We start from the raw sequence: 25,041 nt of genomic DNA, 5'->3' as shown, positions 1-25,041 counted from the left end.
CGCGCCTCGGCATCCTGCTGATGCTTGCCGGCTCCCTGCTGTTCACGCTCAACGACACGCTCGGCAAATGGCTGGTCTCGACCTATTCCGTCGGCCAGCTCCTGCTGATCCGCAGCGGCGCGGCGCTGATCGTGCTCAGCCCCTTCCTGTGGCGCGGCGGGCTGACCCCGCTGTTCAAGGTCGAGCGGCCCGGCATGCAGGTGCTGCGCGTGGTCCTGTCGTCGGCGGAGGCCTACGCCTTCTACTTCGCGGTCGTCTACCTGCCGCTCGCCGACGCCATGACTTATTGGCTGGCGGCGCCGATCTATGTGGCGGCCCTTTCGCCCTTCCTGCTCGGCGAAAAGGTCGGCTGGCGGCGCTGGACGGCGATCGCATTCGGTTTCGCCGGCGTGCTGATCGCGCTGGAGCCGTCTGCGGCGACACTGACGCCGGCAGCGCTGATCTCGATCTTCGGCAGCCTTGCCTTTTCCTTCCTGCTAATTTCCGGCCGCGCCCTGCGCGGCACGCCGGACGCAACCCTGGTGTTCTGGCAGATGGTGGGGGCGGCCATTCTGGGCGCGGCGACGACGCCGTTCTCCTGGGTCACGCCGAGCCTGCTGGAATTCTCCCTGCTCAGCCTGCTCGGGGTGGTGGCGATGATAGCGCATGTCTGCATCAACCGTTCGCTGAAGCTGGCGGACGCGACAACGGTGGTTCCCTTCCAGTACACGCAACTGTTCTGGGCGATCGTCCTCGGATGGCTGGTGTTTTCCGACGTGCCGCGCGCCAACATGCTGCTCGGCGCGGCGATTATCGTCAGCGCCGGCCTGTTCATCTTCTTCCGCGAGCAGAAACTGAAGAAGCCCGTGCCGGAGGTGATGGAGATTTAGCGGCTGGTGGGAGAATCGTAGATTATCTCGTCGTGCCCAAGGCGTCCCAAGGATTGACCAGGGAGACGCCGGTATCTTGGAAATCGGCGACGTTGCGCGTTACGAGAAGCAGGTCATGCACGATTGCGGTCGCTGCAATCAGGCTGTCGGCCTCTCCGCGTGTGCGCAATGCTGAAATGCGGCCCCATTCCAATGCGACCGCTTCGTTGACGCTCAGCACCCGCTGCCCAAACTCTCCCCGAATTGCCGCGAACCATGACGCCAAGTGACGAGCAGCCTCGGCATCCTTGCGCTGCTTCATTTCAATTCCGCGCCTGATCTCGCCAAGCGTCATAACGCTGAGCCAAGACGTCCCTCGTTGTTGTGCTGAAAGCCACCGAACTGCGGCAGCATCCTTCTTTCGGAGCGCGGAAACGACGTTCGTATCGAGAAGAAACATGCGTCAGAAGTCGATATCTCGACCGGGCGACTTGTTGCGCCGATTGACGTCCTCGACGAACTCGTCGTCCCAGATTGGCCCATCAGCCAACAGAAACTCCTCCAGCGACGGCTTGCTAGAGGTGAGCCTCTTGTACTCTTCCGCTGACAGAACAACCGCGGCCGGCTTGCCGCGCAACGTCACGGTCTGTGGTCCTTCCGTGCGCGCCTTCTGGACCACTTTGGAGAAATTATTCTTTGCGTCCTGTAGATGCCAATTCATTCTGAAATGCCTAGCCAACTTGGCTAACTAGATAGCAGTTCCTGTCTCGAACTTCAAGAAAAGGCCCTATCGGCTCCCGAAGATCGCCGAGCCGACGCGCACGCTGCTGGCGCCGAAGGCGACCGCCAGTTCATAGTCGCTGGACATGCCCATCGATAGTTTTTCCACGCCGGCCTCGCGCGCCAGCTTTTCCAGCAGGGCGAAGTGCGGGCCGGGGTTTTCCTCGACCGGCGGGATGCACATCAGGCCCTCGATGGCGAGGCCGTGGACCTCGCGGCAGCGTCTGACGAAAGCGACGGCCTCGCGCGGCTCGATGCCAGCCTTTTGCGGCTCGGAGCCGGTATTGACCTGTATGTAGAGTTTTGGCGCCTTGTCCTGCCTGGCAATCTCCTTAGCCAGTTCGGCTGCGATCTTTTCACGATCGACCGTCTCGATGACGTCGAACAACGCCACGGCTTCCCTGGCCTTGTTGGATTGCAGCGGGCCGATCAGGTGCAGTTCAAGATCGATCCATTCGCCCTTCAGCACCGGCCATTTGCCTTGGGCTTCCTGCACGCGGTTCTCGCCGAACACGCGCTGGCCGGCCGCGATGACCGGACGGATGTCGACTGCGTCGAAGGTTTTCGAGACGGCGACCAGCGTGACGCTGCCGGCTTCGCGCCGGGCCTCGCGCTCGGCCGCCGCGATTCTTGCTTTCACTTCAGCCAGCCGTGCTACCGCGTCGCTCATGCCTCACCACAGCTCTATTCGGGGTCGCACGCCCGCATTGCGTCACCATTAAGTTGACGCCCCCGGCAAACCATGGTGAAGGTCCGCCGAACCCATTTCGCCCGTCTTATCCAGTGAATTCCCGATAATGGCAACCGAACGATACAATCCGCGCGCATCCGAGCCCAAATGGCAAAAAGCCTGGGACGCGGCGAAACTCTTCGAGACGAAGAACGACGACCCCCGCGAGAAATACTACGTGCTGGAGATGTTCCCGTATCCGTCGGGGCGCATCCATATGGGGCATGTGCGCAACTACACGATGGGCGACGTGGTGGCGCGCTTCCAGCGGGCCAACGGCAAGAACGTGCTGCATCCGATGGGCTGGGACGCCTTCGGCCTGCCGGCGGAGAACGCAGCGCGCGACAACAAGGTGAACCCGCGCGACTGGACCTACGCCAACATCGAAACGATGAAGGGCCAGTTGAAGACGATGGGCCTGTCGCTGGACTGGGCGCGCGAGATCGCCACCTGCGACCCCTCCTACTACAAGCACCAGCAAAAGCTGTTCCTGGATTTCTGGAAGGCCGGGCTGGTCGAGCGCCGCTCGGCCAAGGTCAACTGGGACCCGGTCGACATGACCGTGCTAGCCAACGAGCAGGTGATCGACGGCAAGGGCTGGCGCTCCGGCGCTCCGGTCGAGCAGCGCGACCTGACGCAGTGGTTCTTCAAGATCACCTCGATGTCGCAGGACCTGCTGGACAGCCTGGACACGCTGGATCGCTGGCCGGACAAGGTCAAGCTGATGCAGGCCAACTGGATCGGCCGCTCGGAAGGCATGCTGATCCGCTGGCCGCTGGCCAAGGGCACCGCGCCCGACGGCGAGAGCGAGCTGGAGGTGTACACGACACGTCCGGACACAATTTTCGGCGCGTCCTTCATGGCGATCGCCGCCGACCATCCGCTGGCGAAGAAGGCGGCGGAGACCAATCCGAAGCTCGCCGCCTTCATGGAGGAGGTGCGGCGCATGGGCACGTCGGTGGCAGCACTCGAGACCGCCGAGAAGAAGGGTTTCGACACCGGCATCCGTGTCGTCCATCCGTTCGACCAGAGCTGGACGCTGCCCGTCTATGTCGCGAACTTCGTACTGATGGATTACGGCACGGGGGCGATCTTCGGCTGCCCGTCGGGCGACCAGCGCGACCTCGACTTCGCCAACAAATACGGCCTGCCGGTGGTGCCGGTCGTCATGCCGGAAGGCGCCGACGAAAAGAGCTTCCAGATCACCGAGGAGGCCTATGTCGACGACGGCGTGATGATCAATTCACGCTTCCTGGACGGCATGAAACCGAAGCAGGCCTTCGACGACGTCGCTGACCGGCTGGCCGCGGTGTCGATCGGCAACCGGCCGATGGGCGAGCGAAAAGTGCAGTTCCGGCTGCGCGACTGGCTGATCTCGCGCCAGCGCTACTGGGGATGCCCGATCCCGGTCATCCATTGCGACGATTGCGGCTCGCTGCCGGTGCCGGACAGCGCCCTGCCGATCGTGCTGCCCGACGACGTGAGTTTCGACAGACCGGGCAATCCGCTCGACCACCATCCGACGTGGAAGCACGCGACCTGCCCGCAATGCGGCAAGGCGGCGCGGCGCGACACCGACACGATGGACACGTTCGTCGATTCGTCCTGGTATTTCGCGCGCTTCACCGATCCGTGGAACGAGACGGCGCCGACCACCTTGCCGGTGGTTGACGGCAAGAAAGGCTGGCTGCCGGTCAACCAGTATATTGGCGGCATCGAGCACGCGATCCTGCATTTGCTCTATTCGCGCTTCTACGTGCGGGCGATGAAGGCGACGGGGCACATCAATGATGTGAAGGAACCCTTCGAGGGTCTGTTCACGCAAGGCATGGTTGTCCACGAGACCTATCGCCTGCCGGAAGGCTGGATCACGCCGGCCGAGGTGAAGGTCGAGGAGATCGACGGTGTCCGCCGCGCGACCCTGCTGAAGGACGGCGCTCCGGTCGAGATCGGCGCCATCGAGAAGATGTCGAAGTCGCGGAAGAACGTGGTCGATCCCGACGACATCATTGCCAGCTACGGTGCCGATACGGCGCGCTGGTTCATGCTGTCGGATTCGCCCCCGGAGCGCGACGTGATCTGGACGGAAGCGGGCGTCGAGGGCGCGCACCGCTTCGTGCAGCGCGTCTGGCGTCTGGTGTCGGAGGCCGCTCCCGCGTTGGCCGGCGTCAAGCCGGCGCATGCGGCCGATGACGAAGCAGGCGCGGTCTCCAAGGCCGCGCACAAGGCGCTGAAGGCAGTGGGCGAGGACATCGGAAAACTCGGCTTCAACAAGGCGGTGGCGCGCATCTACGAGCTCTCCAACGTGTTGCAGGCGCCGCTGGCGGCGGCTTCCGCTGGCGAAGCGGACGAAGCGCTGAAAGGCGCGCTGCGCGAGGCGGTCGAGTTCCTGCTGTCGATGATCGCGCCGATGATGCCGCACCTGGCGGAGGAATGCTGGGCGGAACTGGGCGGCGCGGGATTGATCGCCGAGCGGGCGTGGCCGGTCTTCGAGCCAGCGCTGACGGTCGACAACGAGATCGTCTACCCCGTGCAGATCAACGGCAAGAAACGCGGCGACTTGACGATTGCGCGCGACGCGGATCAAGCTGCCGTCGAGAAGGCGGCGCTTGCGCTCGATGTTGTCCGCAAGGCGCTCGAGGGTAGGGAGCCGCGCAAGGTGATCGTGGTGCCGCAAAGGATCGTCAATGTCGTTGCCTGATCGCCGTTCGCCTTCCGCTCCGTTCCGCCGCGCCGGCGTCGTCGTGCTGTTCGCAGCGCTGGCGCTGGCGTCGGCGTGCACGGTGCGGCCGCTTTATTCGGACGCCGGCATCGAGACCGGCGCCGTGCCGGGCGCGACGGCGGGGCTCAAGCAGATCTCCATCGACGCGGTTGACACGCGTTATGGCCAGGAACTGCGTAATCAGTTGATTTTCCTGCTGAATGGCGGCGCAGGCCAGCCGGCGCAGGCGAAATACAAGATGACGCTTGCCGCTACCGTGCTGGTGCTCGACGAGGCGCTGGTGGGGGTCGACAACGACAACCGGCCGACGGCGGCCACCTTGCACATGACGGGCAGCTATGTGCTGACCGAGCTTTCAACCGGCAAGATCGTGGCCAAGGGATCGCGGACCATTCCGGCCTCCTACGACCAGCCTAACCAGGAATTCGCCAATCTCAGGGCGCGGCGCGACGCCGAGAACCGCGCGGCGCGCGAACTCGCCGAACTGCTGCGACTGGATATCGGCCAGAAACTGGCGAAACTGCCGGCGGCATAAGGCCGCCAGCCCTCTTCGGATACTGCGCCCGCAGGCAGCCGAAGGTTGCCTCCTTCAGATGTGCAAAGCCTGGCCGAGCGCCTTGAGCGCGGCTTCCTGAAAAGCCTCGCCCTGGGTCGGGTGCGAATGGATCGTGCCGGCGACGTCCTCTAGCCGGGCGCCCATCTCGATGGCGAGGCCGAAGGCGGCGGATAGTTCCGACACGCCCTGGCCGACCGCCTGGATGCCCAGCACCAGATGGTTGTCGGCGCGCGCGACGACGCGGACGAAACCGTCTTCACCATGTTTTGTCATGGCCCGGCCGTTGGCAGCGAAGGGGAACAGGCCGATCTTCACCTCGCGGCCGCCGGCCTTCGCCTCGTCGGGGGTTAGCCCGGCGCTGACGATCTCCGGGTCGGTGAAGCAGACGGCCGGGATGCAGCGCTTGTCCCAGCTGCGCTTGTGGCCGGCGACGATCTCCGCCACCATCTCGCCCTGCGCCATGGCGCGGTGCGCCAGCATAGGCTCGCCGGTGACGTCGCCGATGGCGAAGATGCCGCGCATCGAGGTGCGGCACTGGTCGTCGATCCTGATGAAGCGGCCGGCACGGTCGAGGTCGAGTTCTTCAAGTCCCCAGCCGTCGACTGCCGGTTTGCGCCCGACGGCTACGAGAATCTGTTCGGCCATGATCCGCCGCGTCGTGACGTCGGCGGTCTCGACGATCAGTTGATCGGTCTTCGGCTCCAGCCCTTGCGCCTTGGCGCCGAGCAGCACCTCGATGCCGAGCGCGGCGAGGCGCTTGCCGACCGGCTTGGTCAATTCCGCGTCATAGAGCGGCAGGATGCGGTCCAGCGCCTCGACCACTGTCACCTTGGCGCCAAGCTTGGCGAAAGCGATACCGAGTTCCAGCCCGATGTAACCGGCGCCGACGACCGCCAGGCTCTCCGGCACGGATTTGAGTGACAACGCTTCGGTGGAGGAGATCACCGGGCCACCAAACGGGATCAGCGGCAGTTCGACCGGCACGGAACCGGTGGCGATGACAATCGTCTCGGCCCGGATCACCTGCGTGCCCGTCTCGGTCTCGACCTCGACCGTCTTGCCGTCGCGGAATTTCGCGAAACCGTGGACGGATTTGACATTAGCCTTCTTCAGCAGGCCGGCAACGCCGTTGGTCAGCCTGCCGACGATGCGGTCCTTCCAGGCGACGGTTTTTGCAAGGTCGATCGCGGGTGCGGCGAGCGTGATGCCGACGGCGCTCTTGCCTTCGGCCGCCAGGCGCACCGCTTCGAATTCCTCCGCGGCATGGATCAGCGCCTTAGACGGGATGCAGCCGATGGTCAGGCAGGTGCCACCCGGCTTCTTCGCCTCGACGATGACGGTGTCGATGCCAAGTTGCCCGGCGCGGATGGCGCAGACATAACCGCCCGGACCAGCGCCGACGACGAGGAGCTTGCAGGAGATTTCTTTCATCGTTCAATCCACGAAAATCAGTGCCGGGGTCTCCAGCAGCGTCTTGATGCGCTGGATGAACACCGCCGCATCCCAGCCGTCGACCACGCGATGGTCGAAGGAGGAGGAGAGGTTCATCATCTTGCGCGGGATGAACTGCGAGCCGTCCCAGACCGGGCGGACCATGATCTTGTTGACGCCGACGATCGCCACTTCCGGATGGTTGATCACCGGCGTCGTGGCCACGCCGCCCATGGCGCCGAGCGACGTGATGGTGATGGTCGAGCCGGACAATTCCTCGCGCGTCGCGGTTCCCGTCTTGGCGGCCTCCGCCAGCCGGTTGACCTCGGCGGCGCAATCGAACAGGTCGCGCGCCTCGGCGTGGCGCACCACCGGCACCACCAGTCCAGACGGCGTCTGCGCGGCGATGCCGATATGCACGGCGCCGTGGCGGTGGATGATGCCGGCCTCGTCGTCGAACAGCGCGTTGACGCCCGGCTGTTCCTTTATGGCCTTGACCATGGCGCGCATCAGGAAGGGCAGGATGGTCAGCTTCGGCCGGTCCGCCTTCTTCTCGGCGTTGAGTTTTGTCCGCAACTCCTCAAGGCCGGTGACGTCGATCTCCTCGACATAGGTGATGTGCGGGATGCGCGATTTCGAAAGTCGCATCTTTTCCGCGATTTTCCGCCGCAAGCCGACGATCTTGATCTCCTCGACCGTGTCGTCCGGTGCGAGACCGGCTGGGCGCGCCACCTGCGGCCCGCGCGACAGGAACGCGTCGAGGTCTTCGTGAGAAATGCGTCCGGCTGGGCCTGAGCCTGCGACCTGGCGCAGGTCGATGCCGGCTTCCTTGGCGCGCAACCGCACGGCGGGAGCGGCCAGCGGTTTTTCGCCGGCCGGCCGGGGGGCGCCAATGGATGCGGCGCGGGCAATGGAGTTGCCGGCCGAGCTTTGGCTCGAAGCGGCGGCTTTGGAAACGGAAGGCGTGGTTTTCGGTGCGGCGACGGTTGCGACCGGCTTCGTTCCGTCGGTCTCGTTGGAAGCTGATTTCGCCGACGCAGTGCCCGCGTTGGCGGTGGCGGACGCCGTTGCGCGTGCAGATGATTTGCCGGCGTCGGCTCCCGCATTGCTTGAATCGATGGCAGCTGCTTCTCCCGCACCGCCTGCCACCTTGATGCGCACGATGGGCGAGCCGACCGCTACGGTCTCGCCGATCTCGGCGCCGACCCAAGAGACTTCACCTTCGACGGGGGAGGGGATTTCCACTGTCGCCTTGTCGGTCATGACAGCGGCAAGCAGCGAATCCTCGCGCACCAGGTCGCCGACCTTCACATGCCATTCGACAAGCTCGGCCTCGGCCACGCCCTCGCCGACGTCCGGGAGTTTTATGACGTGCTCGGCCATGATCACGCCTCCATCGTTTCGACGAATGCCCGGCCAACGCGCGCCGGGCCGGGGAAATAGTCCCATTCCTGGGCATGTGGGTAGGGCGTGTCCCAGCCCGTCACCCGCATCACCGGCGCTTCCAGATGGTAGAAGCAATGGCGCTGCACCAGCGCAGCCAGTTCCGCGCCGAAGCCGGAGGTCAGCGTCGCCTCGTGGACGACGGTGCAGCGGCCGGTCTTCTTTACCGAGTTGACGATTACGTCGAGGTCGAGCGGCAACAGTGTCCTGAGATCGATGATCTCGGCGTCGATGCCGGTCTCCGCCGCCGCGGCCTCGGCCACATAGATCATGGTGCCGTAGGCGAGCACGGTGAGTGCGGAACCCTCGCGGCGGATCGCGGCCTTGCCGAGCGGCACGGTGTAGTGGCCTTCGGCGACCTCGCCGAGCGGATGCTTCGACCAAGGCGTCACCGGGCGCTCGTGATGGCCGTCGAAGGGGCCGTTGTAGAGCCGTTTCGGTTCGAGGAAGATCACCGGGTCGGGGTCTTCGATCGCCGAGATCAGCAGGCCTTTTGCGTCATGCGGATTGGATGGCACCACGACTTTCAGACCGGACACATGGGTGAACAGCGCTTCCGGGCTCTGGCTGTGGGTCTGCCCGCCGAAGATGCCGCCCCCTGTCGGCATGCGGATGACGATTGGGCAGGTGAATTCCCCATTGGAGCGGTAGCGCAGGCGCGCCGCCTCCGAGACGATCTGGTCGTATGCCGGATAGACATAGTCGGCGAACTGTATCTCGACGCAGGGCTTCAGGCCGTAGGAGGCCATGCCGATCGCCGCGCCGACGATACCGAGTTCGTTGATCGGCGCATCGAAACAACGGGCCTTGCCGTATTTCTGCTGGAGGCCGGCGGTGCAGCGGAACACGCCGCCGAAATAGCCGACATCCTCGCCGAAGACGACGACGCGCTCGTCGCCGCCCATCGACACGTCCATGGCGTCGCGGATCGCCTCGATCATGGTCTTGCGGGGCATCGTTTACACCCCCGCCTGCTGACGCTGGCGCCTGAGATGCGGCGGCATCTCGGCGTAGACGCCTTCGAACATGTCGCGCACCGAGGGTTTGCCGCCGGCATGCAGCGTGCCGTGGCTTTCGGCCTCCTTCTGGGCTGAAATCACAGTGTCGAGAATCTCGGCTTCGGCCTGCTTGTGGCGCTCTTCCGACCAGGCGCCAAGCTTGATCAGATGCGCCTTCAGCCGCAGAACCGGATCGCCCAGCGGCCAGGCGGACGATTCCTCCTTCGGCCGATAGGCGGAGGGATCGTCGGAGGTCGAGTGCGCGCCGACGCGATAGGTGACGTATTCGATTAGCGTCGGCCCGAGATTTTTGCGCGCCCGCTCCGCCGCCCATTTGGCCACGGCGTGGACGGCGAGATAGTCGTTGCCGTCGACGCGCAACGCCGGAATGCCGAAACCGAGGCCGCGTGCGGCAAAGGTGCCGGAGCCGCCGCGCGCGATGCCCTGGAAGGTCGAGATCGCCCACTGATTGTTGACGATGTTGAGGATGACCGGCGCGCGGTAGGTCGAGGCGAAGACCAGGGCCGCGTGGAAATCGCTCTCGGCGGTGGAGCCGTCGCCGACCCAGCCGGCGGCGATCTTCGTGTCGTTGCGGATGGCCGAGGCCATCGCCCAGCCGACCGCCTGGATGAACTGCGTGGCAAGATTGCCGGAGATCGAGAAGAAGCCGAAATCCTTGGCTGAATACATGATCGGCAGTTGCCGTCCCTTCAGCGGGTCGCGTTCGTTGGAATAGATCTGGTTCATCATGTCGACCATCGGATAGCCGCCGGCGATCAGCAGGCCGGCCTGACGGTAGGTCGGGAAATTCATGTCGCCGGGCAGCAGCGCCTTGCGGAAGGCGCAGCTTACCGCCTCCTCGCCCATGTGCTGCATGTAGAAGGAGGTTTTGCCCTGCCGCTGCGCCATCTGCATGCGCGCGTCGAAGGTGCGCAGCGTCATCATGTGGCGCAGGCCTTCCAGAAGCTCGGCCGAGGTCAGCGTGCCGGCCCATGGGCCGACGGCCTCGCCGTCGCGGTTCAGCACGCGGATGATCGAATAGGCGAGGTCGCGTATGTCCTTGGCATCGACGTCGACCGGCGGGCGCGGCACCGAACCGGCCTTGGGGATCGGCACGTTGGAGAAGTCGGGCGTGCCGCCCGGCCGCACCTCCGGCTCCGGTACATGCAGGCTGAGCGGCGTTTCTCCGACCGAAGCGTCTTGCGCCATGACCGCATCCTCCCCCGGCCCTTGAACAGACCGTAACCCCAGCCTGCCCCCAAAACCTCCCGAATTGCAACGCACCGCGTTGAATTCCGATTGCGAAGGGCGGGCAACCCATTATTTGACGGGGAAGTTAGTCGAATCCGGCCGAAAGTTCCTTTCGATGATGACCTTGGGCGGGCAACTTACGGTCGGTGCCGGGCATCGTGCCTTAGACTATGTTGCCCGATGGTTGAGGGGCGGGCTCCCCGTGCGGGACCGCGATCTCACGGGAGGCTCCGCTTGAGCGGCGCCGACACGCTTTCGGAACGGGCGCGCATCGGCGACCGTTCGTCGTCGACGCGCGGACGGCTGCGTACGCTGCGCCTGTGGAGCGGGCTGGTGCTGTTCCTCTATGCCTCCATGCATCTCATCAACCATGCTTTCGGCATCCGCTCGGTGGAGGCGATGGAATGGGCGGCGGCCGTACTGCTCAGGCCGTGGGAGACCGTCCCTGGCCTGACGCTGCTCTACGGCGCGATGATCGTCCATGCCGGCCTCGGGCTCAGGGCGCTTTACCGCCGCCGTCACTTGCGTATCCCGGCTACCGAGGCGCTGCAGATCGGGCTCGGCCTGGCCATTCCGCTGCTGCTCATGGCCCATGCGGCGGCGATCCGTTATGGCAAGATCGTCTACGGGCTCGAAATCGACTTCGACCGTGTCGTCTACCAATACTGGGAGGTGATGCCTGGCTTCGGCCTGCCGCGCCAGTTGCTGCTGATGCTGGTCGTGTGGGTCCATGGCTGCATCGGCGTGCGCGCCTGGCTGCGGGGAAAAAGCTGGTATCAGCGCCGCGTGCCGCTGCTGACGGCTCTCGCCACGCTGGTGCCGGTGCTGGCGGTCCTCGGTTTCGTCAATGCGGGGCTGGACATGCGCGAGCTCGCCGCCGCGGGGCCGGATGCGCTGCCGCCCGGTGTGTTCGATGAGCCGGGGTCGCAAAAGGCCATGGCGGTCGCCGCGGTCAACCGCGCCGTCGGCTGGATGACGCTGTCTTATGCCGCGCTGGTCGCCGGCATCTTCGTGGCGCGCGCGGTGCGCGACTGGCACTCGGCGCGCTTCCGTTCGGTGCGGATCACCTATCCGGGCGGGAGGGTGGTCACGGTGCCGGCCGGGTTCAGCGTGCTGGAGGCGAGCCGCTGGGGCGGCATTCCGCATGCCTCGGTCTGCGGCGGCCGCGGGCGCTGCTCGACCTGCCGCGTCGATGTGATGGCAGGCGGAGACAACTTGCCGCCGCCCGGGCCGGAAGAGCAGCGGCTGCTGTCGCGCATCGGCGCGCCGCCTTCGGTGCGGCTCGCGTGCCAGATACGGCCGGAAAGCGACCTTGCGGTGGTGCCGCTGGTCCACTCGGCGACCGCCGCGCAGCCGCGCGGAAACACGCCCGGCCTGCCCACCGGCGGCCGGCGCGAGGCGGAGGTGGCGGCGCTGTTCGTTGACCTCAGACAGTCGACGCGGCTTGCCGACGACCGCCTGCCTTACGACACGCTGTTCATCGTCGAGCGCTACATCAAGGCCGTGTCGGCCGCCGTGCGGATGTGCGGCGGGCATGTCACCAATATCGCCGGCGACGGGGTGATGAGCGTCTTCGGCGTCGAGGGAACGGCGCCGGATGCGGCGCGCGACGCGTTCCGCGCGGCGCTGCGCATCTGGGACGGCATCGACAATCTGAACGGCGAGCTGCACAGGGAGCTTTCCGAGCCGCTGAAAGTCGGCATCGGCCTGCATGTCGGCGTCGCCGTGGTCGGCGTCAAATGGACGGGCGCCATGGAGGACATGCCGTTCCTCGGCGACACCGGCAATGTCGCGGCGCGGCTGGAGGCTCAGACGAAACGTCTCGATGCCACGCTGGTGGCCTCGAAGGAAGCGGTGCTGCTGGTGGCCGACGGCGACGGGCTCCCCGACTTTTCCGCCGTCATGCTGCCCGGCAAGCAGGAGCCGGTGGAGGCGGCGCGTTTTCGCGAGAGCGGCGAGTTGCGCGCGCTACTGGGCGCGGCGGCATCGGCATAAGCTGAGGCGGCCGCCGTTTCACTGTCTCAAGGTCTGCCGGTCAAAATAATCGACGCCGTTCGAGTTCCAGTATAGCCGGACGGCTTTGCCGATGAGGTTTTCGTAAGGGACAAAGCCGAGACTGAAACGGCTGTCGGCGGAATTGTCACGATTGTCGCCGAGTACGAAATAATGGCCGGCGGGCACGGTGAAGGCTTGCGTGTCGTCGCTGAGGGAATTGTCGGTAATGCTGACGATGGAATAGGAGACGCCGTTCGGCAAGGTTTCGCGCTGGAGGGTGCCCTTCGCTTCCTCGGAAGCGTAAGCGCCGATGTCCTCCAGCGTAACGGCAACGCCGTTTATGTGGAGGACGCCGCCGATCATCTGGATCGTTTCTCCCGGTAGGCCGACGAGGCGCTCCACATAGTCGAGCTGTGGATTATTCGGCCTTTTCAACACGACGATATCGCCGCGCTCGGGTTCGCGGCCGAAAACCCTGCCCTCGATCGGCAACAGCCCGAACGGTACGCTGTAGCGGCTGTAGCCATAGGCTGATTTGGACACCCACAGATGGTCGCCGACCTGGAGCGTCGGCTCCATGCTGCTCGCCGGGATCGAGAAAGGCTGAAACAGGAATGAGCGGATTGCGAACGCGACGGCCAGGGGCAGAACGAAGGCGATGAGGAACACACTCAGCCCGTGCGCATACCATTTGTCCCGACTGAACCACCTGGTGAAAGGAACGACGACCAGGATGGAGACGACGCCAAGGGCGATCCGGGCAAAATCGAAGAGAGCGCCCGTGAGCTCATTTTCCGGCAACAGTGGAATGCCGAAATAACAGAAATAGAGAAGCGCCCCAGCCATGACGACCAAGCTTGCCAACGCCCAGCGGCCAGCGCCGATCCACAAAAATCCGCCGAATGGGCCAGTGGCAAAGGACACCAGTGCGGTCGACCACCAGGATCGCGATCTGGCTTCGCTCATGAATGCTCCCTCCGGCATCGACGGGACAGTGCCACGGCCCAGGCTTCCATAACAAAAAAGCGGAGCAAATGCCCCGCTTCTTCAATTTGCCGATGCCGGCAGTGGATCAGGCCGGAATAATCGCGCCTTCCAGCGTGGTCAACTGGTGGAGGAATTGTTCGGCCTTGCTGCGGCCCTCGTCATTCTTGGCGTCGTTCAAATCCTCGCGCGCTTCCTGGATACGGCGAGCAAGATCGGCTCTGTCTATATCCTTCACCGAAACCGCCGACTCCGCCAGCAGCGTGCAGCCCGTCGGCAGGATGTCAGCGAAGCCGCCGAACACGACGTAACGCTCCTTCTCGCCGGACACCGGGTTCACCGTCACGACGCCCGGCTTGATGGTGGTCATCACCGGCGCGTGGTTGGCCATCACCGTCATCTCGCCTTCCGTGCCCGGAATGACGACGGATTCGACCTTTTCGGAGACGAGCAGGCGCTCGGGGGAAACCAGTTCGAATTGGAAAGCTTCAGCCATTTTCAACCCACCTTACTGCCTGCCGATATGCTCGGGTAGCCAAGTTGCTCACAATCGAAAACGCGATCGCAAACGACGACAAATGCACGACCCAGCGCCTGAGAAGGTCCATGTCGGCCTTCCCCATTTCGGCAACATCCACCATGATCGAGCCTGTCAGCCCGAAAAACGGTATCAACGACGCGAACCAGCCGAAACACAAGCCAACGGCTAGCCCAATTCTGGTGGGCCAAGCCGAATACAGCCATATGCCCAACATCAGCAGAGGCAACGCGATTGCAGCGAACTGCAAAAGGTCGCCCCAGCGGAGCAATTATGCCGCTTCGGCTGCCAGCTTCTGCGCCTTGGCGACCGCTTCCTCGATGCCGCCGACCATGTAGAAGGCGGCCTCAGGGAGGTGGTCGTATTCGCCGGCGACGAGGCCCTTGAAGCCCTTGATGGTGTCGGCGAGGTCGACCAGCTTGCCGGGCGAGCCGGTGAACACTTCGGCGACGAAGAACGGCTGCGACAGGAAGCGCTCGATCTTGCGGGCGCGGGCGACGGTCAGCTTGTCCTCTTCGGAAAGCTCGTCCATGCCCAGGATGGCGATGATGTCCTGCAGCGACTTGTAGCGCTGCAAGGTCTGCTGGACCGACCGGGCGACCTGGTAGTGCTCGTCGCCGACGACGAGCGGATCGAGCATGCGCGAGGTGGAATCCAGCGGATCGACCGCGGGGTAGATGCCCTTTTCGGCGATGGCGCGGTTCAGCGTCGTCGTCGCGTCGAGGTGGGCGAAGGAGGTGGCCGGCGCCGGGTCGGTCAAGTCGTCGGCGGGCACGTAAATGGCCTGCACCGAGGTGATCGAACCCGTCGTCGTGGTGGTGATGCGCTCCTGCAGGGCGCCCATGTCGGTGGCCAGCGTCGGCTGATAACCCACGGCGCTGGGGATACGGCCAAGCAACGCCGACACTTCCGAACCCGCCTGGGTGAAGCGGAAGATGTTATCGACGAAGAACAGCACGTCCTGGCCCTGGTCGCGGAAATATTCAGCGACGGTCAGACCGGTGAGGCCGACGCGCGCGCGCGCGCCCGGCGGCTCGTTCATCTGGCCGTAGACGAGCGCAGCCTTCGAGCCTTCGCCGCCGCCCTTCCTGTTGACGCCGGATTCAATGAACTCGTGATAGAGGTCGTTGCCTTCGCGGGTGCGCTCGCCGACGCCGGCGAACACCGAATAGCCGCCATGGGCCTTGGCGATGTTGTTGATCAGTTCTTGGATCAGCACGGTCTTGCCGACGCCGGCGCCGCCGAACAGGCCGATCTTGCCGCCCTTGGCGTAGGGCGCGAGCAAGTCGATGACCTTGATGCCGGTGACCAGGATGGCCGCTTCCGTCGACTGGTCGACATAGGCCGGAGCGGGCTGGTGGATGCCGCGATATTCGGTGGCGACGATCGGTCCGGCTTCGTCGACCGGCTCACCGATGACGTTGATGATGCGGCCGAGCATTTCGGGGCCGACCGGCACGGAGATCGGGCCGCCGGTGTCGGTGACCGGCTGGCCACGCACCAGGCCTTCGGTGGAGTCCATCGCGATGCAGCGCACGGTGTTCTCGCCTAGATGCTGGGCGACTTCGAGCACGAGGCGGTTGCCGACGTTCTCGGTCTCCAGCGCGTTCAGGATCGCCGGCAGGCTGTCCTCGAACTGCACGTCGACAACGGCGCCGATGACCTGACGGACCTTTCCGGTCGCGCCGGCGGATACCTTGGCCACTGCCGCCGGAGCGGATTTCGCTGGAGCCTTGGGCGCCGCCGCCTTTGCCGGTGCGGCTTTCGCGGCCGCGGCCGGTGCCTTGGGGGTCGCTGCTTTCGCCATTTTCGTTACCCTTTTCGTTCGAATGTGGTTTCGCGTCATGCCGGCCGCTGCCGGCGAACGCGCTAGAGCGCCTCGGCGCCCGAAATGATCTCGATGAGTTCCTTGGTGATCTGCGCCTGGCGCTGGCGGTTGTAGGTGATCGACAGCTTGTTGATCATGTCGCCGGCATTGCGCGTCGCATTGTCCATGGCGCTCATCTTGGCGCCCATCTCGCCGGCCGCATTCTCAAGCAGCGCGCGGAAAATCTGGACCGCAATGTTGCGCGGGATGAGGTCGGAGAGGATTTCGCCCGGCTCCGGCTCGTATTCGTAGACGGCATTGCCAATCTCGCCGCCATTGGCGGAGGCGTCGGACGCCGCCGGGATCAGTTGCTGCGCGGTCGGGATCTGCGAGATCACCGACTTGAACTGCGAATAGAACAGCGTGGCGACGTCGAACTGGCCTTCCTGGAAAAGGTGTATCACCTTTTTCGCGATGGCGTCGGCGTTGACGAAGCCCAGCGTCTTGACCTCGCGCAGGTCGACGCGGTCGATGATCATGTTGCCGAAGTCGCGGCGAAGGATGTCGAAACCCTTCTTGCCGACGCAGATGATCTTCACCGTCTTGCCGGCGGCCAGCAGCTTGCGGATATGGTCGCGCGCAAACCGCGCGATCTGGCTGTTGAAGCCGCCGCACAGGCCGCGCTCGGCGGTGCAGACGATGAGCAAATGCACGTCGTCCTTGCCGGTGCCGGTCATCAGCGCCGGGGCGTCGCCGCCGCCGCCGACCGCCTGGGTGATGTTGGCGAGCACCGAGGCCATGCGCTGCGAATAGGGACGCGCGGCTTCCGCCGCCTCCTGCGCGCGGCGCAGCTTCGCCGCGGCGACCATCTGCATCGCCTTGGTGATCTTCTGCGTCGCCTTAACCGAGGCGATGCGGTTGCGTAGGTCCTTTAGCGAAGGCATGTCGCCGGTCCGTTCCCGTCCGTCTTACGCGAAGGTCTTGGCGAAGGCGTCGATCTGCGCCTTGAGTTTTCCGCGAAGGTCGTCCGACAGGGCCTTCTCGTTGCGGATCCCATCCAGAACCGCCTTGCCGTCCGAGCGCATGTGGGCCAGCAGCCCCTGCTCGAACTTGCCGACCTGGTTGACGGGAAGCTTGTCGAGATAGCCGTTGACGCCGGCGAAGATCACCGCGACCTGCTCTTCCGTCTTCAGCGGCGAGAACTGCGGCTGCTTCAGGAGCTCGGTCAGGCGGGCGCCGCGGTTGAGCAGACGCTGCGTGGCGGCGTCGAGGTCCGAGCCGAACTGCGCGAAGGCGGCCATCTCGCGATACTGGGCGAGTTCGCCCTTGATCGAGCCGGCGACCTGCTTCATCGCCTTGATCTGCGCCGACGAGCCGACGCGCGACACCGACAGGCCGACGTTCACGGCCGGGCGGATGCCCTGGAAGAACAGGTTGGTCTCCAAAAAGATCTGGCCGTCGGTGATCGAGATGACGTTGGTCGGGATGTAGGCCGACACGTCGTTGGCCTGCGTCTCGATGACGGGAAGGGCGGTCAGCGAGCCGGCGCCCTGCTCGTCGTTCATCTTGGCGGCGCGCTCGAGCAGGCGGCTGTGGAGATAGAACACGTCGCCCGGGTAGGCTTCGCGGCCCGGCGGGCGGCGCAGCAGCAGCGACATCTGGCGATAGGCGACGGCCTGCTTGGACAGGTCGTCATAGGCGATCAGGGCGTGCTTGCCGTTGTCGCGGAAATATTCGCCCATGGTGCAACCGGCGAACGGCGCGATGTATTGCAGCGGCGCCGGATCGGAGGCGGTGGCGGCGATGATGATCGAATATTCGAGCGCGCCGCGCTCTTCGAGAACCTTCACGAACTGCGCGACGGTCGAGCGCTTCTGGCCGACGGCGACGTAGACGCAATAGAGCTTCTCGGATTCCGGACCGCTGACGTGGATCGCCTTCTGGTTCAGGATGGTGTCAAGGATGATGGCGGTCTTGCCGGTCTGGCGGTCGCCGATGACCAGCTCGCGCTGCCCGCGGCCGACCGGGATGAGCGCATCGATGGCCTTGAGGCCGGTCGACATCGGCTCGTGCACTGACTTGCGCGGGATGATGCCGGGCGCCTTGACGTCGACGCGCTTGCGCTCGGTGTATTTGATCGGGCCCTTGCCGTCGATCGGATTGCCGAGCGCGTCGACCACGCGGCCGAGCAGGCCTTCGCCGACCGGAACGTCGACGATGGCGCCGGTGCGCTTGACGGTGTCGCCTTCCTTGATGTCGCGGTCGTTGCCGAAGATGACGACGCCGACATTGTCGGCTTCGAGGTTCAGCGCCATGCCGCGGATGCCGCCGGGGAACTCGACCATCTCGCCGGCCTGGACGTTGTCGAGGCCGTAGACGCGGGCGATGCCGTCGCCCACCGACAGAACCTGACCCACCTCGGAGACTTCGGCTTCCTTGCCGAAATTCTTGATCTGGTCTTTAAGGATTGCGGAGATTTCCGCGGCGCGGATGTCCATCAGCCGACCTCTTTCAGTGCAAGCTTGAGCGAGTTGAGTTTTGTTCTGAGCGACGTGTCGATCTGGCGCGAGCCGAGTTTCACGACCAGGCCGCCGAGCAGCGTCGGATCGACGGTGACGGCGATCGAGACGTCCTTGCCGGCGACACCCTTCAGCGCGGCCTTGAGCTCGGTCTCCTGCGCGGATGTCAGTGCGTGCGCCGACGTGACCTCGGCGGCGACCTCGCCGCGCGCCTCGGCGGCAATGCGGCGGAACGCCTTGATCATCGCCGGCACGGCGAACAGGCGGCGGTTCTTGGCGACGACCTTCAGGAAGCTGCCGACGAGGCCGGCGATGCCAGCCTTGTCGACGATCGCCGAGATCGCCTTGAATTGCTCGTCGGCCGAGAAGACCGGGCTTTTGATCATGCGGGAGAGGTCTTCGCTGCGCGACAGCATCTCCTCGAAGCGGCCAAGATCGGCTTCAACCTGCGGCACGGCGTTCGCCTCGGCGGCGAGATCGTGCAGGGAAGCGGCGTAACGTTCGGCGACACCGGAGACTGGCGAGCTGGACTTGGCCACGGACGGTCTTTTCTCTTGGTCTGAAAGGCCACGAGATTGTCGGCGCGAGTACTGGACTCTGGCTAAATCTTTGGCCTTATTGCATTTTTACCGTCGACCGACCCCGCGCAAGGCGCTCCCCCGTCCGACAGTCGTCCGCCGTCTAGCATACGCATACGAACACCGCAACACGTTGCCTGGCAAGGTTCAGAACAGATTGTCGCAGCCGGGCGACGTGTCTCTCGGCTGCGACGGATTCACGGGATCAGGCCGAAGGCGAAGGCGAGCGGAAGCGCTGCGAGCGCCACTTCGACGACCAACGAAATCCAGTTGTAGAAGGTGTTGCCGCTGTCCGAGAGCATGGAGACGAGACGGCCGAAGGCGGTGAACAGCCACGAGACGCCGAGCGCCATATAAAGGAAAGGCTGAGCGCCGAGCAGCACGCAGCACAGGCCGAGGCCGAGATAAAAGCCGGCCATAGTGGCGCGCGCTTCCGACACGGCTTCCGGATGGGCCTCGGTGGTTTGCAGGCGCAGGATGCGCAGCGAGATGCGCGGCGCGAAGAACAGCAGCAGGCCGAACAGCACGGTGACGGCCGCGCTCGACCAGGCCAGCCACTCGCCGTTGCTCATCGGCCACGGAAACGCCAGTTCCATTTTGCCCTCTCCAGAATCGCAGTCTTTCGCGGCGGGCATCCTATCGCAGGAGGATGTGGATGCCAGATGGAAAGATGGCGCTTTCCTCAAGCTATGCCGCCGATCGGGCCAAGGGTTCGTGAAGACTCTCCAGCGATTACAAAAAGCTCTGCGGATCGATATCCACCTGCACCCTGACCGAGCCACGCGGCTTCGGCCCGGCCGCAAGCAGCGCGCGCAAAAAGGCCTGCATGTCGGATTTGCGCTCGCCGTGGACCAGCAGGCGGAAGCGATGGCGGCCGGCGAGCAGTGCCAGCGGCGCCTCGGCGGGGCCGAGCAGGCTGATGTCTTTCGACTGGGGTGCCGCGCGGCGCAGGTGCCGCGCGTGGCTCTCGGCCTCGGCTTTCGTTTCGGCGCTGACGACGATGCCGGCCAGTCGACCGAAGGGCGGAAGGGCGGAACGCTCGCGCTCGGCGATCTCGCGCTCGTAGAAGGCTTCGGCGTCGCCGGAAACCAGCGCCCGCATCACAGGGTGGTCGGGCTGAAAGGTCTGCAACAGGCCGGCGCTTTTCTTGCCTGTGCGGCCGGCGCGGCCGGTCACCTGGCTGAGAAGCTGAAACGTCCGTTCGGCGGCGCGCGGATCGCCATTGGCAAGGCCGAGATCGGCGTCGACCACGCCGACCAGCGTCATGTTGGGGAAGTTGTGGCCCTTGGCCACCAGTTGCGTGCCGATGACGATGTCTGCCTCGCCCTTGGCGATGGCGTCGAGTTCCAGCCTGAGCCGCTTCACGCCGCCCAGGATGTCGGAGGACAACACGATGGTGCGCGCATCGGGAAAATGCCCGACCACCTCCTCGGCGATGCGCTCGACGCCGGGGCCGCAGGCGGCGAGATGATCGAAGGTGCCGCATTCCGGGCAGGCTTCCGGGCGGTGCTCGTGATGGCCGCAATGGTGGCAGACAAGCTGGCCGCGGAACCGGTGCTCGACCAGCCAGGCCGAGCAGGACGGGCACTGAAAACGGTGGCCGCAGACCCGGCAGAGCGTCAGCGGCGCATAGCCGCGGCGGTTGAGGAACAGCAGCGCCTGTTCATTGCGGCCGACCGTGGCGCGCACCTGATCGATTAGCACCGGCGACAGGAAACCGCCGCGCGCCGGCGGGGCACGGCGCAGGTCGATGGCGCGGATGTCGGGCAGCGCCGCGTCGGCGTAGCGCGACGACAGCGCGATGCGCTCGTAGCGCCCCTGGCCGGCGTTCACCCGGCTTTCGACGGACGGGGTTGCCGACGCGAGGATCGCGGGAAAGCCGCCGATATGGGCGCGCACCACGGCCATGTCGCGGGCGCTGTAGAAGACGCGGTCCTCCTGTTTGTAGGCGGGGTCGTGTTCCTCGTCGACAACGATCAGGCCGAGATCGGGGAAGGGGAGGTAGAGCGCCGAGCGGGCGCCGGCGACGACGCGCACCTGGCCCTCCGCCACCTGCCGCCAGACCCTTTCACGCATGCGCGGCGGCACGTCCGAATGCCATTCCGCTGGTTTTGCTCCAAAGCGGTCCTGAAAACGCTCGAGGAACGCTTGCGTGAGCGCGATTTCGGGCAGCAGGATCAGCACCTGTTTGCCGCGCTCGACCGCCGCGGCCACGGCCTCGAAATAGACCTCCGTCTTGCCCGATCCGGTGACGCCGTCGATCAGCGTCACGCTGAATTTCCCGGCCTCGACCGTGCGGCGCAGCGCCGCCCCTGCCTCTTCCTGCTCGCCGCTCAACTCATTCGTGCCGTAGGACGGGTCTGGCGCCGGCACGACGGGGCGCGGCGGGATCATTTCGTGGGCCAGCACGCCCTGCGCCTTCAGCCCGTCTATCACGGTCGACGATACGCCAGCGGCATGCGCCAGGCCGGAGCGTGTCCAGGCCAGCCCGTCATCGGCCAGTTCAAGCACGCGCGCCCGCGCCTCGGTCATACGGTCGGGCTCGCTCCCGGTCTTGCGCAGACCCTCGATCCAGGGTTCGGGGTCAAATGCCTCCGGCGCGCGCAGGATCATACGGGCGACCATGCCGGGCGCGGCGAGTGTGTAGTTCGATACCCAGTCGACGAAGCGGCGCATGCCCTCCGGCACCGGCGGACAGTCGAAGACGTGATCGATCGGCCGGAGCTTTTTTGCATCGACCGCGCCGCCTTCACCGTCCCAGACGATGCCGGCGACCAGGCGCGGCCCGAGCGGCACCCGCACGATCGAGCCGGGCTCGACCGTCATGCCTTCAGGCACCGCATAGGTGTAGGGCGCTTCCGCCGGCATCGGCACCAGGACCGGCACCGCGGTGGGCCGCGAATCTCGTTTCATGATGGCGGACCTTGCCTCGACTCGGGGTGCAAGGGGAAGTGTCCGGTGTGCGCTACCGAACGGGCCAGAACACCAGCAGCAGCGGCACGGCGGCGAAGATGACGATGATCGACAGCGGCAGGCCGAGGCGCGGATAGTCGGCGAATTTATAGCCGCCCGGCCCCATCACCAGCGTGTTGCATTGGTGGCCGATAGGCGTCAGGAAATCGCAGCCGGCGCCGATTGCCACCGCCATCAGGAAGGCCTCAGGCCTGTAACCCAGTGCCGAGGCGAAGCCTGCGGCGATCGGCGCCATCACCAGCACGGTCGCGGCGTTGTTCAGGAACGGCGTCACCGCCATGGCGGTGACCAGGATCAGCGCCAGCGCGCCATAGGCCGGCAGTCCCGTCGCGACATCGGCCAGCACGGCAGCCAGAACATCGGTCGCGCCAGTGGTGCGCAGCGAATCGCTGACTGGAATCAGCGTCGCCAGCATCACCAGGATCGGGCCATCGACGGAAGCGTAGATCTCGCGCAGCGGGATCACCCTGAACAGCACCATCGCCACCGCCGCGGCGAAAAACGCGACCGGCACCGGCACGAGGCCGAGCGCCGTCGTTCCCATCGCGGCCACCAGGATCGCCACCGGCACGATGCCGCGCCTGACGCTGCCGATCAGCAGCGAGCGTTCCGCCAGCGGCAGCAGGTGGAACTCGCGCAGGAACTCCGGCATTGCCGTGTGGTCGCCCTGCAGCAGCACGATGTCGCCCAGGCGGAATACGATCGTGCCGGGGTCGCGGTCCAACCTTTCGCCCTTGCGGCTCACCGCCAGAAGATTGACGTTGAAGCGGTGGTAGAGCAGCAATCCCTGCGCCGACCAGCCGATAAGGCTGGAATGCTCTCCGATCACCGCCTCGATCGCCATGATCTCGGAGGAACGGCCTTCCGTCGTCAGTTTGCGGTCGCCGGTGATGCTGAGACTGGCCTGCGCCACCAGCCGGTCGAGATCCTGCGGGTCGCCTTCGATGATCAGCCGGTCGCCGTCGCGAAGTGCTGCGTCCGGGAAGGGCGTTATCCGCAGCGTCCCGTCGCGCAGGATCGAGGTGATCACCGCCTCGCCCGCAGCCATCTTCAGCAGGTCGGCCACCGTCTTGCCGGCGACCGCGGATTCGGCCGTCACCTTGGCCTCGGCGACATAGTTCTTGATGTCGAGCGCATGGTGCACCGAGACATCCTTTCGCACGCGCACCGGCACGATCCAGTAGAACGCTACCAGGAAGACGATGCCGACCGCCGTCAGCGACAGGCCGACCGGGGTGAAATCGAACATGGTGAAGCTTGTGCCGGTGATCTCCTCGCGTAGCCGCGACACCACGATGTTGGGCGAGGTGCCGATCTGCGTCATCAGCCCGCCGAGCAGCGCGGCGAAGGCCATCGGCATCAGGAACACCGACGGCGAAGTGTTGGAACGTCGGGCGAACTGGAAGGCGATCGGGATCATGATCGCCAGCGCGCCGATGTTTTTCACGAACGCCGACAACAGGGCGACGACGATCACGAGGAGCGCGAGTTGCGCCCGTACCGAAGTCAGGTTCGGCGCGTAGCGCTGGACCGCGAGTTCCATGATGCCGCTGCGGGCGACCCCGGCGCTGACCAGCAGCGCGCTGCCGACGATGATGACGATGTCGTCGCTGAAGCCGCTGAAAGCTTTGTCGAGCGGAACCACGCCGACCGCGAGCGCCAGAAGCAGCGCGAGGGCCGCGACAAGGTCGTAGCGGAAACGGCCCCAGACGAAGGCCGCCATCATCACGACGATGACGGCGACCGACAGAAGTTGCGGTGCGGTCAGCATCGGTTCCCTCAATTCATGAAGCTGACAACGCCGGCCAGTGGCTTTTGTTGCTGGCCAGCGCGGACCGGCCGTCAAGGCCAGACCGCGCTACTGGGCTCCAGGCAGAAGGTTTTTTCGGTTCAAACCTTCGTCAGGTCGACGCCGTTCGAACCGGCGACAAAATCCGAAAGGGTCGGCACGAAGTCGCCGCCATGTCCGGTCGCGACGGCGGCGGCAAAACTGTTGCGCACGGCGGCGCCGACGGGGTTGGCGACGGTCGCCGACTGCGCGAAGGAGGCGAGGTAGGTCATGTCCTTCAACGCGTTCGAGATCGCGAAGCGGTGGGCGTTCGGATTGCGGTTCACGACATAGTCGAAAAAGGTCTGGTAGAAGCCGCAATCCATGCGGCCGCCGCGGATGACGCTGTCGAACGTTTTTGGGGTCAGCCCGGCCTTGGCGCCGAGCATCAGCGCTTCCGCATAGATCGCGGCGTAGCCCATCGACAGGAAGTTGTTGAGCAGCTTCATCGTATGGCCGGTGCCGGTCGGACCGGTGTGGATGACGCGGCCGGCGAAGGCTTCCAGCACGGGGCGGGCGCGGGCGAGGTCGTCGGCCGAGCCGCCGGCCATGACGTCGAGCGTGCCGTCGGCGGCTTCCTTCGGCGTGCGGCCGAGCGGCGCGTCGATCAGCATGATGCCGCGCTCCTTCAGTTCCGCCGCCAGCCGCACGGTGGAAGCGGGATCGGAGGTCGAGCAATCGACGATCATCAGTTTCTTGCCGGCGGAGGCCAGGCCGTCGGCGCCGTTGATCGCCTGCTCGACCTGCGGCGAGCCGGTGACGCAGAGCACGACGATGTCGCTGTTTTCGGCCAGTTCGCGCGGCGTCTTCGCCTCGGACGCGCCGGCGGCGACCAGCCTGTCGACTGCCTCGCGGCTGCGGTGGGCGAGAACGGTGAGCGGCCAGCCCTTCTTCACTATGTTGGCGGCCATGCCGGCGCCCATATTGCCGAGACCAATGAAACCGATGCGTTCCTTCATGGCGTTCCTCCCTCTTCCGATGCGCGACACCTAAGCCTTTCGCCCGAATACGCAAGGCCGCCACTGTGTGGTCCGATCCAATTTGCCGGTCGTTTACCGCG

At 65.3% G+C, this 25,041-nt stretch carries 21 protein-coding genes; 4 read left to right on the top strand and 17 right to left on the bottom strand.

Annotated elements, in window-relative coordinates; genetic code table 11:
- Positions 1 to 20: 20 nt before the first annotated feature.
- The gene (locus ACH196_RS11060; RefSeq protein WP_396646967.1) at positions 21 to 869 is read left to right on the top strand and encodes a DMT family transporter; all 849 of its coding nucleotides are present in this window, start codon (positions 21 to 23) and stop codon (positions 867 to 869) included.
- Between the two features lie 22 nt (positions 870 to 891).
- Here ACH196_RS11060 and ACH196_RS11055 read toward each other — a convergent pair whose 3' ends face one another.
- The 3 genes from ACH196_RS11055 to ACH196_RS11045 form a co-directional block, all read right to left on the bottom strand.
- A complete protein-coding gene (locus tag ACH196_RS11055; protein ID WP_396646942.1) occupies positions 892 to 1,308 on the bottom strand; it encodes a type II toxin-antitoxin system VapC family toxin in 417 nt (138 codons plus the stop codon).
- Between the two features lie 3 nt (positions 1,309 to 1,311).
- On the bottom strand, positions 1,312 to 1,569 hold the full coding sequence (locus tag ACH196_RS11050) for a type II toxin-antitoxin system Phd/YefM family antitoxin (RefSeq protein WP_396646941.1): 258 nt from the start codon (positions 1,567 to 1,569) through the stop codon (positions 1,312 to 1,314).
- 66 nt (positions 1,570 to 1,635) lie between these two features.
- Complete coding sequence (locus ACH196_RS11045) at positions 1,636 to 2,298, bottom strand: YggS family pyridoxal phosphate-dependent enzyme (RefSeq protein WP_396646940.1); 663 nt, start codon at positions 2,296 to 2,298, stop codon at positions 1,636 to 1,638.
- 127 nt (positions 2,299 to 2,425) lie between these two features.
- On the opposite strand from ACH196_RS11045, the gene leuS reads away from it, so the two are divergent.
- Positions 2,426 to 5,059, top strand: coding sequence for a leucine--tRNA ligase (leuS, locus tag ACH196_RS11040; RefSeq protein WP_396646939.1), 2,634 nt, complete (start codon positions 2,426 to 2,428; stop codon positions 5,057 to 5,059).
- Positions 5,046 to 5,615: an LPS assembly lipoprotein LptE gene (gene lptE / locus ACH196_RS11035; protein ID WP_396646938.1), complete on the top strand. Its 570-nt coding sequence runs from the start codon at positions 5,046 to 5,048 to the stop codon at positions 5,613 to 5,615. The genes leuS and lptE overlap by 14 nt, the downstream gene beginning before the upstream one ends.
- Positions 5,616 to 5,669: 54 nt before the next feature.
- Here lptE and lpdA read toward each other — a convergent pair whose 3' ends face one another.
- The 4 genes from lpdA to ACH196_RS11015 are packed head-to-tail and all read right to left on the bottom strand — an operon-like array spanning position 5,670 to position 10,717.
- Positions 5,670 to 7,067, bottom strand: coding sequence for a dihydrolipoyl dehydrogenase (lpdA, locus tag ACH196_RS11030; protein ID WP_396646937.1), 1,398 nt, complete (start codon positions 7,065 to 7,067; stop codon positions 5,670 to 5,672).
- Between the two features lie 3 nt (positions 7,068 to 7,070).
- Positions 7,071 to 8,450 carry a dihydrolipoamide acetyltransferase family protein gene (locus ACH196_RS11025; protein WP_396646936.1) on the bottom strand — a complete coding sequence of 460 codons (1,380 nt, stop codon included), beginning with the start codon at positions 8,448 to 8,450 and terminating at the stop codon, positions 7,071 to 7,073.
- 2 nt (positions 8,451 to 8,452) lie between these two features.
- Positions 8,453 to 9,466, bottom strand: a complete 1,014-nt coding sequence (locus ACH196_RS11020) for an alpha-ketoacid dehydrogenase subunit beta (protein WP_396646935.1) — start codon at positions 9,464 to 9,466, stop codon at positions 8,453 to 8,455.
- 3 nt (positions 9,467 to 9,469) lie between these two features.
- Positions 9,470 to 10,717, bottom strand: a complete 1,248-nt coding sequence (locus ACH196_RS11015; protein WP_396646934.1) for a 3-methyl-2-oxobutanoate dehydrogenase (2-methylpropanoyl-transferring) subunit alpha — start codon at positions 10,715 to 10,717, stop codon at positions 9,470 to 9,472.
- A 276-nt stretch (positions 10,718 to 10,993) separates the two neighbouring features.
- Here ACH196_RS11015 and ACH196_RS11010 point away from each other — a divergent pair, with 276 nt between their 5' ends.
- The gene (locus ACH196_RS11010) at positions 10,994 to 12,754 is read left to right on the top strand and encodes an adenylate/guanylate cyclase domain-containing protein (protein WP_396646933.1); all 1,761 of its coding nucleotides are present in this window, start codon (positions 10,994 to 10,996) and stop codon (positions 12,752 to 12,754) included.
- A gap of 18 nt (positions 12,755 to 12,772) precedes the next feature.
- On the opposite strand, the gene lepB is transcribed toward ACH196_RS11010, so the two are convergent.
- The 10 genes from lepB to ACH196_RS10960 form a co-directional block, all read right to left on the bottom strand.
- Positions 12,773 to 13,720: a signal peptidase I gene (gene lepB, locus ACH196_RS11005; RefSeq protein WP_396646932.1), complete on the bottom strand. Its 948-nt coding sequence runs from the start codon at positions 13,718 to 13,720 to the stop codon at positions 12,773 to 12,775.
- A 106-nt stretch (positions 13,721 to 13,826) separates the two neighbouring features.
- Positions 13,827 to 14,234, bottom strand: coding sequence for a F0F1 ATP synthase subunit epsilon (locus tag ACH196_RS11000; RefSeq protein ID WP_396646931.1), 408 nt, complete (start codon positions 14,232 to 14,234; stop codon positions 13,827 to 13,829).
- Positions 14,235 to 14,547: 313 nt separating this feature from the next.
- Positions 14,548 to 16,083, bottom strand: coding sequence for a F0F1 ATP synthase subunit beta (gene atpD / locus ACH196_RS10995; protein ID WP_396646930.1), 1,536 nt, complete (start codon positions 16,081 to 16,083; stop codon positions 14,548 to 14,550).
- Between the two features lie 62 nt (positions 16,084 to 16,145).
- Positions 16,146 to 17,027, bottom strand: a complete 882-nt coding sequence (locus ACH196_RS10990; protein ID WP_396646929.1) for a F0F1 ATP synthase subunit gamma — start codon at positions 17,025 to 17,027, stop codon at positions 16,146 to 16,148.
- Between the two features lie 24 nt (positions 17,028 to 17,051).
- Positions 17,052 to 18,581, bottom strand: a complete 1,530-nt coding sequence (atpA, locus tag ACH196_RS10985) for a F0F1 ATP synthase subunit alpha (protein ID WP_396646928.1) — start codon at positions 18,579 to 18,581, stop codon at positions 17,052 to 17,054.
- On the bottom strand, positions 18,581 to 19,141 hold the full coding sequence (locus tag ACH196_RS10980) for a F0F1 ATP synthase subunit delta (RefSeq protein WP_396646927.1): 561 nt from the start codon (positions 19,139 to 19,141) through the stop codon (positions 18,581 to 18,583). The genes atpA and ACH196_RS10980 overlap by 1 nt, the downstream gene beginning before the upstream one ends.
- A 236-nt stretch (positions 19,142 to 19,377) precedes the next feature.
- The gene (locus tag ACH196_RS10975) at positions 19,378 to 19,776 is read right to left on the bottom strand and encodes a DUF4345 family protein (protein ID WP_396646926.1); all 399 of its coding nucleotides are present in this window, start codon (positions 19,774 to 19,776) and stop codon (positions 19,378 to 19,380) included.
- Between the two features lie 136 nt (positions 19,777 to 19,912).
- The gene (locus tag ACH196_RS10970) at positions 19,913 to 22,093 is read right to left on the bottom strand and encodes a primosomal protein N' (protein WP_396646925.1); all 2,181 of its coding nucleotides are present in this window, start codon (positions 22,091 to 22,093) and stop codon (positions 19,913 to 19,915) included.
- 52 nt (positions 22,094 to 22,145) lie between these two features.
- On the bottom strand, positions 22,146 to 23,921 hold the full coding sequence (locus tag ACH196_RS10965) for an SLC13 family permease (RefSeq protein ID WP_396646966.1): 1,776 nt from the start codon (positions 23,919 to 23,921) through the stop codon (positions 22,146 to 22,148).
- A gap of 122 nt (positions 23,922 to 24,043) precedes the next feature.
- Positions 24,044 to 24,940: an NAD(P)-dependent oxidoreductase gene (locus ACH196_RS10960; RefSeq protein ID WP_396646924.1), complete on the bottom strand. Its 897-nt coding sequence runs from the start codon at positions 24,938 to 24,940 to the stop codon at positions 24,044 to 24,046.
- Positions 24,941 to 25,041: the final 101 nt, after the last annotated feature.

The organism is Mesorhizobium sp. IMUNJ 23232 (assembly GCF_044326205.1).
GTDB lineage: Bacteria > Pseudomonadota > Alphaproteobacteria > Rhizobiales > Rhizobiaceae > Kumtagia.
Note: the sequence above shows the minus strand (reverse complement) of the source record. Positions and strands in the feature narration are given on the sequence as shown.